Source organism: Blastococcus sp. CT_GayMR20 (assembly GCF_004570345.1).
Genome location: NZ_SPQM01000001.1, coordinates 21,695 through 34,757 on the forward strand (window position 1 = coordinate 21,695; position 13,063 = coordinate 34,757).

The window sequence follows — 13,063 nt, forward strand, 5'->3', positions numbered from 1 at the left end:
TCGTCACCCTAGGGGCGACTGCTCTGCCGCGCAACGGAACCGAGGAGCTCGATGACGTCCCCCACCGGCCCGCTGTGCCTGGAGCACACCATCGATGGGCAGGCCGTGGGCGGCCGAGGCCTCCCCCTGTCCGTCGAGTGCCCCAGCACCGGTGAAGAGCTTGCGACCGTCGTCCAGGTGAACACGGCGCAGGTCGCTGAGGCCGTCGAGGCCGCGGAGCGCGCCTTCGGCTCCTGGTCGCAGCTGTCACCGCAGGCGCGTTGCTCGGCGATGGAACGATTTGTCGATGCGCTGACCGCCCGGCGCGACCGCTTCGTCGCGCTGATCGTCGCCGAAGCGGGCACGCCGGTCTCCCTCACCCGGTCCCTGCAGGTGGACACCCCGCTCGAGCACATGCGGTGGTACGCGGAGCAGGCTGGCCGTGACTGGACCGAGAGCATCGGCGTCAGCGTGGCGACGCCGCGCAGCGAGAGCATCATCGCGCATCGCCCGACGGGCGTGGTGGCGGCGCTGACGGCCTACAACTACCCACTCCTGCTGGCGGTGTCGAAGATGGGGGCGGCGTTGGCGGCGGGGTGCACCGTCGTCCTCATGCCGTCGCCTCTCGCGCCCCTCTCCACCCTGCTCATCGGCGAGGCCGCGAGGGAGGCCGGGCTGCCCGACGGGGTGCTCAACGTGGTGGTCGGGGGAGCCGAGTGCGCCATTGCGCTGACGCGTGAACCCGCGGTCCGGAAGATCAGCTTCACTGGCTCCCTGCGGGTCGGCGCCGAGGTGATGAAGCAGGCCGCCGAGGGGATGAAGGGGATCACGCTCGAACTGGGCGGGAAGTCCCCGAACATCCTCCTGCCCGGAACCGATCTGGAGGCGGTCACCGCGGCGGTGCACCTGCGATACCTCCGGAACGCGGGGCAGGGATGCGCGTCTCCCACCCGACTGCTCGTCCACCGGAGCCAGTACGACGAGTTCATCGAACGCTCGCAGCAGGTGTTCGACGCGGTCCCGGTCGGGGATCCGTGGAAGCCCGAGACGGTCGTCGGCCCCGTCATCAGTGCGGCACATCGCGATCGGATCACAGAGATCATCGCCGCAGCTGAGGAGGAGGGTGCCGAGGTCGTCGCCCGAGGCCACCTCCCCTCCGGCGACGAGGGTGGGTACTGGGTGGCCCCGACACTCCTCGTGGGGGCCTCGCCGCAGTCGGCGGTGGTGCGAGAGGAGATCTTCGGCCCGGTCGCCGTGGTCATCGCCTACGACGACGTCGACGAGGCGGTCCGCATCGCCAACGACACCGACTACGGCCTCGCCGCCAACATCTACGCCGACGACGTCGAGCAGGCGGTGCGGCTGGCCGGCCGGATCCAGGCCGGCCTGGTCACGATCAACGGCGGAGGTGCCCTGCGTCCCGACGGCGTCTTCGGAGGATTCAAGGCCAGCGGCATGGGACGAGAGCACGGCGAGTGGGGGATCCGTGAGTTCCTCGAGCCCCAGCACGTGCAGTGGTCGCTGCCGTGAGGCGTCGCTCCGGCCCGGAGCGAGAAGCGCGTTGAACGAAGGGGGCGTCGACCAGATGCCGGACGGTCAGCGGGTAGTCGTCATCACGGCGGGCGGCGACGGCATGGGACGTGCCGCTGCCCTCCGCTTCGGCCGGTCCGGTTCGCACGTGGTCATCACCGACATCGACGGTGAGCGGGCGACTGCGGTGGAGAAGGAGATCAGGGACGCCGGAGGAACTGCCTCCGGCGCGGCGGTCGACGTCCGCGACACCGCTGCGCTCCGCGAGCTCTTCGATCGGATCGCGGAGCAGTTCGGCGTCATCAACGTCTTGTACAACAACGCCGGCGTCCCCGGTCCGAGCGGGACGAACATGAGCGAGGCCGAGTGGGCCGCCACCGTCGAGATCAACCTGCGAGGTGCCTTCTACGCGACGTCCTTCGCGGAGCCATTGCTGCGGCGCGGGGCCCCGGATGCCGCGGTCGTCTTCACCGCATCCGTGGCGGGGATCGTCGGGTCGCCCCTCAGCCCGCTGTACTCCGCGACGAAGGGCGGCATCGTCACGTTGATGAAGTCACTGGCACTGTCCCTCGCGCCCGCGGGCATCCGCGTCAATGCCGTCTGCCCGGGACCGACGGACACAGCGATGCTCCCGCAGTTCGTCTCCCGCGATGACGAGGCGACACCGGAGGAGAGGCGCGCGATGCTGGTGCGATCGGTACCGCTGGGACGTGCCGCGCAGCCGGAGGAGATTGCCGCAGCGGTTCACTTCCTGGCCTCCCCGGAGGCGTCCTTCATCACGGGGGTCGCTCTTCCGGTCGACGGCGGTTACCTCGCCCGGTGAGATGAACTGCGCGAGGGCATCGGAGCGCTCTGGCGGCGGGGTGCCGACGAACAGCGCTGGCGTCAGGGCAGATCCGACCTGCGGGCCGCGATGGCGGCCCAGACGAAGTCGGCGTGGCGACGCCATCGCGAGGGCTCGGCGTCCGCCATGTCCGACAGGCGACCGGCGGTCCCGAGGACGAGCACGGTGAAATCGGCGTACGTGACGTCGGCGGCCACGAGCCCGTCCCGGATCGCGCGGTGCAGCGCCTCGGTGAGCAGAGCCTCGACCGCTCGCCGGGACTCGTTCACGCGGTGGTCGAGGTTCTCGACCTGGAAGGGATCGAGCGGCGGACGGCTCTGGCGGAGCCGGTCGAACTCGTGCGCGCGGAACAGGTCGAGGGCAAGTCGGTTCTCGCGGAGTCGCTCGAAGAGTTCGGCGATGAGGTCGCGGAGCGCGGTGCCCGCAGCATCGGACGCCAGCCGCTGTTCCAGGTCGGCGCGCCAGTCCTCCAGCCAGCGCATCGCCACCTCGGACAGCAGGTCGGCCTTGGTCGGGAAGTGGCGGAAGACCGTGGCGTTGCCGACCCGCGCCCGCGCGGCGATGTCGCCCACCGTGGCGCCGAGGCCTTGCTCGGCCAGGACCTGGTCCGCGGCCGCGGACACACGGGCCCGGTTGCGCGCGGCATCGGAACGTGGACCTCGCGTCGGTCGAGCGGCTCCGGCATCGCTCATGGGAGGACCTTACCAAAGCGGATTGACCCAGTCCGCTTAGCGCGTTAGCGTGCTCCCTGTCACACCCGGGACAGCGCGGAGGACACCCATGACGGACATAGTCGAGTTCGACGCCGATCGGGTGGCCGAGGAGTTCTTCGAGCGGGGCTGGACCGATGGCCTGCCGGTCGTCCCGCCGACGCCCGAGGCCGTCGACGCGATGATCGCGACGGTCGACCTCGATCGGGACGACGTCATCGGCGGCATCCCACGCCGCAACCGATGGCTCACCGTCGAGCAGGGAGCGGTCAACGCGGTCATGGCCGGCTGCCGCCCCGAGTTCTTCCCGATCGTGGTGGCCGCCCTCGGCGCGGCGCTCGATCCCGCGTTCAACGCCCATGCCGCCTTCACCAGCACCGGTGGCGCGGCGACCTGTGTGGTCGTCAGCGGCCCACTTGCCGCTGCGGTGGGCATGAACGCATCGCACAACGCCCTGGGCTCCGGCAACCGGGCGAACGCGACGATCGGCCGCGCCGTGCGACTCGTCGCGCGCAACGTCTTCGGTGCCGCCACCGGCGACATGGACGCCAGTTCCATGGGCAACCCCGGCAAGTACACGCTGTGCTTCGCCGAGGAGGACCCGCCGAGCCCCTGGCTCCCGCTGCGCGTCCGGCTCGGCTTCGCGCCGGAGGACACCACGGTCACCGTCATGGCCACCGAGGGCCCTCGGCAGATCGCCAACATCCTGTCCGAGGACCCCGAGGACGTCCTGCGGACGTTCGTCTCGGCGATCAAGGTCCCGGCGACCTTCTCCGTCGGGAAGGGCGGTCAGGCCGTCGTCGTCATGGGTCCCGAGCACGCCCTGGCCGTGCGCCAGGCGGGCTGGACGCAGGACGAGGCGTGCGAGTTCCTCACCCGCGAGAGCCGGATCCGTCCCGAGGAGCTGGTGGAGAACGGGGTGCACCTGGAGGTCGCCAGCGCCCACGACATGACCCCCGGCAGCGACGGCCGTCTGCCGAGCCTGGCGTCCGCCGACGACGTCTTCCTGGTCACCGCCGGTGGACCCGGGGCCGGGTGGTCGGCCTATCTGCCCGCCTTCGCCCCCGTCAAGCACACGCGGGCCATCACCCGGCGGGTGCGCCTGGCCGGGGAGTCGATGCCCGACTGCGGCCCCGACTCCTGCGAGATCGATCTCGCTGCCCTCTCCGCTGCCCGCCGGTAGACCCACCGAGACCCCCGAGGAATGCCATGACGACGACCCTTTCCCGCACGATCCGGGTGCACCGGCCCGTGGTGCTCAGCGCGCCGGCGGCGCCGGTGGAGCTGGCGCCCCGCACCGGAGTGGTGGAGGGAGCCCGACTCCTCCTGGTCGACAACGGCAAGCCGAGGGCCGGCGACCTCCTCGGCATGCTCGCCGAGGAGCTGGGGCGCCTGCTGCCTCTCGGATCCGTCGAGATGGTCAGCAAGCCGTCGGCGGCCTCGCCGCTGGCCGACGAGGAGGCTTCGGAGATCGCGAAGCGGGTGGACCTCGTCGTCACCGGACTCGGCGACTGCGGTGCGTGCAGCGCCTGTTCGCTGCACGATGCGCTGCTGTTCGAGCGAGCCGGGGTGCCGGCCACCGTGCTCATCACCGACGTGTTCGTGTCCCACGTCGCCCGGTTCGCCGTCAATCTAGGTGCTCCGGGCTACCACAGCCTCGTCGTTCCGCACCCTGCTGCGACCAAGAGCGACGACCAGCTGGGACGCCTGGCTCTCTCGGTGGCCCCCGCCGCCCGCGACCAGCTGTCGTCGCGGGTGATGCAGTCCGTCCGATGACCGATCGAGACGTGCTCGAGGACGACGGCTGAGGACCGGGCGGATCAGCCGGCCGGCTCGACGGCCACCTGGCCGGCCGGCAGCCGTTCGTCGTCGATGGTCCGTCCCGGTCGCAGCACCGGGATGCTGACGAGCGTCAGCACCGTCAGAACCAGAACCGTGGCGTAGCCGGCCACGAAGTCGCCGGTGAGGTCGTGCAGCAGGCCGAGCAGGGCCGGGCCGGAGGCGCCGGCGAGGAACGCCACCAGCATCACCATCCCGCTCAGCCGTGCCGCGTCCGCCTGCGTGTCGGTCGTGTCGACGAGCAGCACCAGCGCGAGCGTGGAGGCGCCGCCGACGCCGAGGCCGAACAGGCACACGGCCGGGATCGCCAGCGTCAGCGGCGCCACCAGGAGGAAGACGATCCCCAGCCCGCTGGACGCCACGCACGCCGCGAGCATCAGCCGCCGGTCCCGCGTGAAGTCGGTGACCGCGGGCAGGGTGAGCATGGCGACGAGCTGCACCACCTGGAACACCACGAAGTACAGGGCGGCCCGCTGGTCGGGCACGCCGTGCTCGACGTAGAACGGCGTGATCCAGGCGAGTCCGCTGAAACCGATGATCATGTTCGCGGTCATGAACCAGGTGACCCACCAGGCCGTCGGCGAGCGCCAGGGCAGCCGGTTGTTCACGACCGCGGTGGTGGCACGCCGGGTGCCGGGCCGACCGCGCAGGCGGGGGAGCAGGACCAGCCACAGCGCGACCGTCAGTGCGGTGATCCCGCCCCACAGGCCCAGGGCCGGACGCCAGCCGGACAGCCACTGCTCCGACGGCAGCGCGACCCAGGCGGCGACGGCGACACCCAGCGCCAGCCCGGTCGAGTACAGCCCCATCGTGAAGCCGCGGATCCTCGGCACGTGCTGCCCGATCAGGCTCGGCACCAGCGCGGAGGACGCGCCCATCCCGATGCCCGTGATCGCCGACGACAGCAGGAAGACCGCCTCGCTGGTGGCGGCCAGCCGCAGGGTGCAGCCCGCGGCGAGCACCAGCAGGGTCGCGGCCGTCGCGCGTTCGGCCCCGAAGCGCACCCCGAGCTTCTGGCCGAACGGCGCCGAGAGGCCCATGAAGGCGATGACCACCGACGTCAGGAGCCCCTGCGAGGTCCCCGACAGGTGCAGGTCGTCGGTGATGTGCGGGAGCAGCGGTGGCACCGAGCCCAGCGCGGCCCGCAGGTTGAGACCGATCAGCGTCACCATCGCGACGAAGACCCACGCTGGCAGACGGGACGAACCCGCTTCCGGAGCATCCGGCTCCTGGGTGACCGGGATGGGGATCTCGGTCACCGGTCGCTGCGCCGCATCAGGGCGCGGCCTCCTCGAGGAGGTGCGCGACGGCGGCGCGGGTCTCCTCGACGAGCCGCTGGCGGTAGGGGACCATCTGCTTCCCCATCCCGAACAGCACCAGGCCGACCAGGACGCCGTCCCGGTGGTAGCCCACGACACCCTCCGACCGGAGGTCGCCCTCCATGACCCGGACGTCGTCCAGGCCGAGCGCCGGCAGCCCGAAGGACTGGATGCGTACGCCGTACTGCTCGCTCCAGAACGTCGGCACGGGGAAGAACGGCGGCCCCTCGAGGGTGGCCCCCTCCATGCCGGCGAGCAGGCTCCGGGCGGCGTGACCGGCCATGTCCGTGGGCATCGTCCAGTGCTCGATCCGGTGCAGGGCCCCCGACATGGGGACGGGGAAGCGCACGACGTCCCCGACCGCCACCAGGTCGGGCACCGGGACGCCGGACCGCAGGGGGTGCAGGTCCAGGTCGCACAGGACGCCGTTGCTCAGGTCCAGGCCCTGCCCCTCCAGCCAGCCCGTGTTGGCGACCGACCCGACGGCCTCGACGACGACATCCGCGGCGATGCGCGTGCCGTCGTCCAGGACCACCGCTGAGGGGCCGGCGTCCGAACCCTCGACCGCGACCACGACCCGCCCCAGGTGGAAGCGGACGCCGCGCTCCTCGTGCCGGCGGCGGATCTCCTCGCCGACGACCGGGCCGACCTGGCGCTCGAGCGGTACGGCGAAGGGCTCGACGACGGTGACCGAGCAGCCGATGCCGACCGCGGTCGCCGCCACCTCGCAGCCGATGAAGCCCGCGCCGATGATGACGACGCGGGCGTCCGGCCGGAGCTGCTGGTGCAGGGCGTGCGCGTCCTCGACGGTGCGGATCGCGTGCCGCCAGTGCAGGGGTGCGGCGAGGTCGAGCCGCCGGGACGAGACGCCGGAGGCGGCGACCAGGCCGTCGTAGGCCAGCGTGCTGCCGTCCTGGAGGGACACCGTGTGCCCGTCGAGGTCCACGCCCGCCACGGTGGTGCCGAGGCGCCACTCGACGTCCTCGGTCGTCGGCCGGCGCCGGAACGCGAGTGCCGTGGGATCGACGCCGCCCTGGAGTGCCGCCTTCGTCAGCGGCGGGCGGTTGTACGGCAGATGGTTCTCGGTCCCGAGGACCGTGACGGGGTCGGTCCACCCCGCCCCGCGCAACTGCTCGACGGCCCGCAGGCCGGCCAGTCCCGCTCCGACCACCACGATGCTGCGGCTCATCCTCTACCCCTCACGCTATTCATGAATATGATTAGTCTAGAGACGGACCACAAGCAAGTACCCGAGGGAGTTCCATGAGCGCGCAGAGCGAAGCCGTACCCGCCGGCCTGGACGGGTCGGTCATCGGGATCGTCGGCGGCACGGGGCCCCAGGGCCGCGGACTGGCCAAGCGGTTCGCCGAGAGCGGCCTGGAGGTCGTCATCGGCTCCCGGTCCGCCGATCGTGCGGTCGCGGTGGCGGCCGAGCTGGGTGCCGGCGTCCGCGGGGCCGACAACGCCGAGTGCGTCCGCACGTCGGACGTCGTGGTCGTCTCCGTGCCCTGGGAGGGTCACCGGGAGCTCGTGGAGTCCCTCGCCAAGGACCTGGCGGGCAAGGTGGTCGTGGACTGCGTCAACCCGCTGGGATTCGACGAGCGGGGGTCCCACGCCCTGCCGGTCGAGGAGGGCAGCGCCGCGCAGCAGGCGCAGAGCCTCCTGCCGGACGCGACCGTCGTCGCCGCGTTCCACCACCTCTCGGCGGTGACGCTGCTGGACGACGACGTCGCGTCGGTGGGCGCAGACGTGCTGGTCCTCGGCGACGACCGGACCGCCACCGACCTGGTCCAGGAGCTCGCGGCCCGCATCGCCGGCTGCCGCGGGATCTACGCCGGACGGCTGCGCAACGCCCACCAGGTCGAGGCATTCACCGCGAACCTCATCGCGATCAACCGCCGCTACAAGGCCCACGCGGCCGTCAAGATCACCGACGTCTAGCCCGCACCCAGCCGAAACCGCCATTCCGGCACCTGGATCCAGGTGCCGGAATGGCGGTTTCGGCACCTCAGGCGGATCGGCGGGCGGCCGCCGCCCGCCCGGCCCGGTAGCCGAAGACCAGTGCCGGGCCGAGCGTGCCGCCCGCGCCGCCGTAGACCATCCCGGTCGGCCCGGCCATGGCGTTGCCGGCGGCGAACAGGCCGGGGACGACCGCCCCGTCGACGTGCAGGACGGCGCCGTCCACGTCGGTGCGCGGGCCGCCCTTCGTGCCCAGCGTCGAGGAGATCAGCTCGACGGCGTAGAAGGGTGCGGTGTCCACCGGTCCCAGCGTGGCCGCGGTGCCCGGGTAGGCCGAGCGGTCGCCGCACCATCCGTCGTAGGCGCTGTCGCCACGGCCGAAGTCGTCGTCGTGGCCCTTCTCGGCGAAGCCGTTGAACCGGGTGACCGTGTCCTCGAGCGCGTCGGCGGGGACGCCGATGCGCTCGGCCAGCGACGGCAGGTCGTCGGCGCGCAGCACCCAGTCCGGCAGGGGCCCGCCCGCGGCCGTACCGAAGCCGCCGTACCGGTCGACGAAGCCCTGGTCCATGATCAGCCAGCAGGGCTGGTTGAGGTAGCTGAACGAGGCCGCGTCGAACTGGTGGAAGGCGCCGCCCAGGGCGTTGTAGTTGGCCGCCTCGTTGGTGAAGCGGGCGCCGAAGCGGTTCACCATGAGCGAGCGCGGCAGGGTCCGCTCGCGCAGGACGAGCAGGACCGGCTGGTGGTCGTCGGCATCGGTCCGGGGCAGCGCGGCGACGGGGACCCACCAGGCCTCGCGCATGTTGCCGAGGCGGGCGCCGATGCGCATGGCCATCAGCAGACCGTCGCCGGTGTTGGTCGGGACCCCGGCCGGGTGGCGGATGGGTCCCCGGAGGAAGTCGCGGACCAGGTCCTGGTCGAACTCGAAGCCCCCGGTGGCCAGGACGACGGAACGGGTGGCGACCTCCAGCGGACCGTCGGGGGTCTCGAACCGGACGCCGGCCACCCCGTCGCCGTCCATCACGAGGTCGACCGCGCGGTGCTCGGTGCGGGGGACGACGCCGTGGTCGAGGCATCCCCGCAGCAGTGCGCCCACCATCGCGCGGCCCAGGCCCTCCAGGCCCTCGCGCTCGCGCTGCTCGGCCGTCTCGGCGTCCAGGACGCCGGTGCCACCGCCGATCGGTGTCTCGGTCACCCGCATGCGCCGCGGCGTGCCGATCATCCGGTCGCCCCACCCCTCGAGCCGCGAGAAGGCGAAGAGCTCCGGCTCGAGCGACCGCCCACCGCGTGGTTTCCCGCCCGGGTGCTCGGGGTGGTAGTCGGGGAAGCCCGGCACCAGCCGCAGCTGCAGCGGCGTGGAGGTCTCCAGCCAGTCGCACAGCTCGGGGCCGGTGTCGACGAGCGCCTCGGCGAGCTCGGTCAGGATCATCCCGTGCGAGAGCGAGGCCAGGTAGGCCAGCGCCTCCTCGCGTGAGTCCTGCACGCCGACCGCCGCGGCGTACTTGTTGTCCGGGATCCAGGCGACGGCGCTGGCCAGGGCCGTCGTGCCACCGACCCGCTCGCCCTTCTCGAACAGGCCGACCGTCGCACCGGCATCGGCCGCCGCCAGCGCGGCGCACAGCCCCGCCGCCCCGGTCCCCAGGACGACGACGTCGAAGCGCTCCATCGTCAGTACGACGGGATGGCTTCGGGGTCCGCCGAACCTTGCAGCACCCGCGGACCGGGGGTGAACGTGGCGGGGATGCTCATCCAGCCGTTGTTCGTGCCCTGCTGCGGGTATGGCTTCAGGGCCGACTCGTCGACGACGTAGTCGCCCATCCGCGTCAGGATCTGGGTGAGCATCTCCTTGGCCATCGCCCGCCCCAGGTGCGAGCCGGCGCAGCGGTGCACGCCCAGGCCGAAGGCGACGTGCCGGTTCGGCCACCGCTCGATGTCGACCTCGTCGGGGTTCTCGAACTGCTCGGGGTCGCGGTTGGCCGACGACCAGGCCAGCAGCACGCGGTCGCCCCTCTTCATCGGGCAGCCCTGCAGCTCGGTGTCCTGGGCGACCGTCCGGGCCAGCGCCTGCGTGGGGGAGAAGAACCGCAGGAACTCCTCGATGGCCTTGTCCAGCAGCGAGAGGTCGTCCCGGAGACGCTGGCGCACCTCGGGGTTCTGGTAGAGCCAGACCACGGTGTTGCTGGTCAGGGACGCCGTCGTGCCGACCCCGCCGGAGAGCAGCAGGTCGACCATGCTGAACACCTCGTCGTCGGTCACGGGCCGGCCGTCGACCTCCGACTGGACGAGGTAGCTGATGATGTCGCCCGTCGGGTGCTCCCGGCGCGCGGCGATGACCTCGCGGGTCCGCTCCTCCAGGTAGGGGAAGTCCACCTCGACGGCCTGCTTGTACTCCGGGCTGCCGCGCTTCGCGACGAGCGTCGCGTGGAACGCCGACGCGTAGCGCTTCCACTCGGCCACGTCCAGGCCCAGCCAGTCGACGGTCACGATCGCCGGCACGCCGATGACGTCGGCCATGTCGGCCTGACCGTCCTCGATGATCTGGTCGATGAACCACGTCACGTAGTGCTTGACGATCGGCTCCATGCGCTCGACGGCCGCCGGCGCGGTGATCAGATTGATGATCTTGCGCCACTTGCGGAACTCGGGCGGGTCGATCTCGATCGGGATATGGAACGGGTGCTTGGTCTTCGGGATGACCACCGACAGGCCCTCACCGCCGTACTGGTCCAGGCGCGCCGACGAGAACCGGTCGTCGTCGCGCGCGGCCTCGAAGAGGGGCTTGTAGCCGGCGAGGACGTAGTAGCCGCCCCACGCCTCGGTGTAGGCGATGGGGCTCTGCTCGCGCAGCGCCCGGTACGAGGCGACCGGGTCGGCGGAGTGCTCCTGGGAGTTGTGGTCGAAGTGCACGACCGGGCAGCGTCCGTTCTCGGGCATTGCTCCACCTTCCAAGGGTTCCGCGGGACTGTGATGATGGTTATATTTGATTCCTCGGGTGTCAATGCCAGACGCCCTTCGAGTCGACGCCGCGAGCAGCACGCCGGGGTGTGGAACAGGAGACGTCGTGCAGGTCAGGGTGATCGACCAGGCGTGCCAGGGGCACGGGCTGTGCCGGCTGAGTGCGCCGGACCTCTTCTTCGCCCGCGAGGAGGACGGCAACGCATACGTCAAGGACGAGAACGTCCCCCCGGGCCGTGAGGAGGACGCGCAGCTGGCCGCCGACAGCTGCCCGGAACTGGCGATCGAGGTCTCCTGACGATGGCCTCCGGCCGCGTGCTCACCCTCGGGGCCGGCTCCGCCTACGCGAACGACCGGCTCGAGCCGGCGGCGGCGATGGCCGAGAGCGGCCGGGTCTCCTACCTCGGCTTCGACTGCCTGGCCGAGCGCACGATGGCACTGGCGCAGGTGCGCCGCCGTCGGGACCCCGCCGCCGGGCAGGACGAACGCATCGACGCGCTGGTGCCGCTGCTGGCCCGGTACCTCTCGTCCGGCCGGAAGGTGGTCGGCAACTTCGGGGCGGCCAACCCCGACGCCGCCTGCGCGGACTTCGCGCGCAACCTGCAGGCCGTCGGCCTGTCGGGCACGCGCATCGGCGTGATCCGTGGGGACGACGTCCGCGACCTCGTGCGCGACCTCGACCTGGAGCTGCCGGAATTCGGGACGACGGTGCGCGCCCTCGGCGGCGCACTGGTCTCGGCGAACGCCTACATCGGGGCCGAGCCGATCGTCGAGGCGCTCGAGGGCGGCGCGCAGATCGTGCTGGGCGGCCGGCTCGCCGACCCCTCGCTGTTCGTCGGCCCCATCTGCCACGAGCTCGGCTGGGCGCTCGACGACTGGGACCGTGTCGCCCACGCCACCCTGGTCGGGCACCTGCTCGAGTGCGGCGTGCACTCCACCGGCGGCAACTTCGAGGACCCGCCGTACCGGGTGGTCCCGGACCCGCACAACCTCGGGTTCCCGCTGGCCGAGGTCGAGGACGGGTCGGTCGTCGTCACCAAGCTCGACGGGACCGGCGGCGCCGTCGACGAGCGGACCATGAAGACGCAGGTCTACTACGAGATCCACGACCCCGCGGCCTACCTCACCCCCGACGTCACGGCCGACTTCTCCACCGTGTCGTTCGAGGACCTGGGCGGTGACCGGGTCCGCCTCGGCGGTGCGCGCGGGCGGCCCCGCCCCACGCACCTGAAGGTCCTCGTCGGCGTCGACCAGGGCTGGAAGGCCACCGGCGAGATGTCCTACGGCGGCCCCGGATGCGTCGAGCGGGCACGCCGGGCCGAGGAGATCGTGCGCCGGCGCCTCGAGCCCGCGGCCGACCGGATCGACGACCTGCGCTTCGACCTGCAGGGGTTCGACTCGCTGTTCGGGGACCGGCTCCGGGGCGGCTACCCGACGGAGGTGCGGCTGCGCATGGCGCTGCGCACCCGGGACGCCGATCTGGCCCGCGCGGCGGTGCACGAGATGGAGCTCCTCTACTTCGGCCCGGCCGGCGGCGGGGGAGCCGCCGGCAGCGTCGTCCCGGCGCTCGGCGTCACCCCGGCCTACGTCCCCCGGGAACTGGTCGAGCTCGACGTCGAGGTGGTCGCGGCATGAAGCTGCGCGAGCTCGCCTACAGCCGCTCGGGCGACAAGGGTGAGGTGAGCAACATCTGCGTCTTCGTCTACGACCCCGCCGACTACCCGAAGCTGGCGGAGCGGCTGACCGCCGAGGTCGTGCAGGAACACTTCGGCGACCTGGTCCGCGGTCCGGTGACGCGGTACGAGATCCCCGCGGCGCACGGGCTCAACTTCGTCCTCGAGCGGGCCCTGGACGGCGGCGTCTCCATGACCCTGCGCGTGGACCCGCACGGCAAGGCCTTCCAGTCCCTCGTCCTGGACATCGATCTGTAA

The 13,063-nt window shown here is 71.8% G+C and carries 13 protein-coding genes; 8 read left to right on the top strand and 5 right to left on the bottom strand.

The window, feature by feature from the left end; genetic code table 11:
- Window positions 1–51 precede the first annotated feature (51 nt).
- On the top strand, window positions 52–1,509 hold the full coding sequence (locus E4P40_RS00095; protein ID WP_135156519.1) for an aldehyde dehydrogenase family protein: 1,458 nt from the start codon (window positions 52–54) through the stop codon (window positions 1,507–1,509).
- Between the two features lie 31 nt (window positions 1,510–1,540).
- Window positions 1,541–2,332: an SDR family NAD(P)-dependent oxidoreductase gene (locus E4P40_RS00100; RefSeq protein ID WP_135156521.1), complete on the top strand. Its 792-nt coding sequence runs from the start codon at window positions 1,541–1,543 to the stop codon at window positions 2,330–2,332.
- Between the two features lie 62 nt (window positions 2,333–2,394).
- Here the strand turns inward: E4P40_RS00100 and E4P40_RS00105 are convergent, their stop codons facing one another.
- Window positions 2,395–2,976, bottom strand: coding sequence for a TetR/AcrR family transcriptional regulator (locus E4P40_RS00105; protein ID WP_167762056.1), 582 nt, complete (start codon window positions 2,974–2,976; stop codon window positions 2,395–2,397).
- 157 nt (window positions 2,977–3,133) lie between these two features.
- On the opposite strand from E4P40_RS00105, the gene E4P40_RS00110 reads away from it, so the two are divergent.
- Both E4P40_RS00110 and E4P40_RS00115 read left to right on the top strand, forming a co-directional pair.
- A complete protein-coding gene (locus E4P40_RS00110) occupies window positions 3,134–4,246 on the top strand; it encodes a hypothetical protein (protein ID WP_135156525.1) in 1,113 nt (370 codons plus the stop codon).
- Between the two features lie 26 nt (window positions 4,247–4,272).
- Entirely contained in the window at window positions 4,273–4,839 is a 567-nt protein-coding gene (locus E4P40_RS00115) for a hypothetical protein (RefSeq protein WP_135156527.1), read from the top strand.
- Between the two features lie 44 nt (window positions 4,840–4,883).
- On the opposite strand, the gene E4P40_RS00120 is transcribed toward E4P40_RS00115, so the two are convergent.
- Window positions 4,884–6,161, bottom strand: a complete 1,278-nt coding sequence (locus E4P40_RS00120; protein WP_135156529.1) for an MFS transporter — start codon at window positions 6,159–6,161, stop codon at window positions 4,884–4,886.
- 16 nt (window positions 6,162–6,177) lie between these two features.
- Entirely contained in the window at window positions 6,178–7,410 is a 1,233-nt protein-coding gene (locus E4P40_RS00125; protein WP_135156531.1) for an FAD-dependent oxidoreductase, read from the bottom strand.
- Between the two features lie 74 nt (window positions 7,411–7,484).
- Between E4P40_RS00125 and npdG the strand changes: the two genes are divergently transcribed.
- A complete protein-coding gene (gene npdG, locus E4P40_RS00130) occupies window positions 7,485–8,162 on the top strand; it encodes an NADPH-dependent F420 reductase (RefSeq protein WP_135156533.1) in 678 nt (225 codons plus the stop codon).
- 67 nt (window positions 8,163–8,229) lie between these two features.
- On the opposite strand, the gene E4P40_RS00135 is transcribed toward npdG, so the two are convergent.
- Both E4P40_RS00135 and E4P40_RS00140 read right to left on the bottom strand, forming a co-directional pair.
- Window positions 8,230–9,843, bottom strand: coding sequence for an FAD-dependent oxidoreductase (locus tag E4P40_RS00135; protein WP_135156535.1), 1,614 nt, complete (start codon window positions 9,841–9,843; stop codon window positions 8,230–8,232).
- A 2-nt stretch (window positions 9,844–9,845) separates the two neighbouring features.
- Window positions 9,846–11,111 carry a cytochrome P450 gene (locus tag E4P40_RS00140; RefSeq protein ID WP_135156537.1) on the bottom strand — a complete coding sequence of 422 codons (1,266 nt, stop codon included), beginning with the start codon at window positions 11,109–11,111 and terminating at the stop codon, window positions 9,846–9,848.
- A 127-nt stretch (window positions 11,112–11,238) separates the two neighbouring features.
- Between E4P40_RS00140 and E4P40_RS00145 the strand changes: the two genes are divergently transcribed.
- The 3 genes from E4P40_RS00145 to E4P40_RS00155 are packed head-to-tail and all read left to right on the top strand — an operon-like array spanning window position 11,239 to window position 13,063.
- Window positions 11,239–11,430 (top strand): ferredoxin, encoded by a 192-nt coding sequence (locus tag E4P40_RS00145; protein WP_135156539.1) that lies wholly within the window; start codon window positions 11,239–11,241, stop codon window positions 11,428–11,430.
- Window positions 11,431–11,432: 2 nt separating this feature from the next.
- Window positions 11,433–12,767, top strand: coding sequence for an acyclic terpene utilization AtuA family protein (locus tag E4P40_RS00150; RefSeq protein ID WP_135156541.1), 1,335 nt, complete (start codon window positions 11,433–11,435; stop codon window positions 12,765–12,767).
- Window positions 12,764–13,063 (top strand): hypothetical protein, encoded by a 300-nt coding sequence (locus E4P40_RS00155; RefSeq protein ID WP_135156543.1) that lies wholly within the window; start codon window positions 12,764–12,766, stop codon window positions 13,061–13,063. Before E4P40_RS00150 ends, E4P40_RS00155 begins: the two co-directional genes overlap by 4 nt.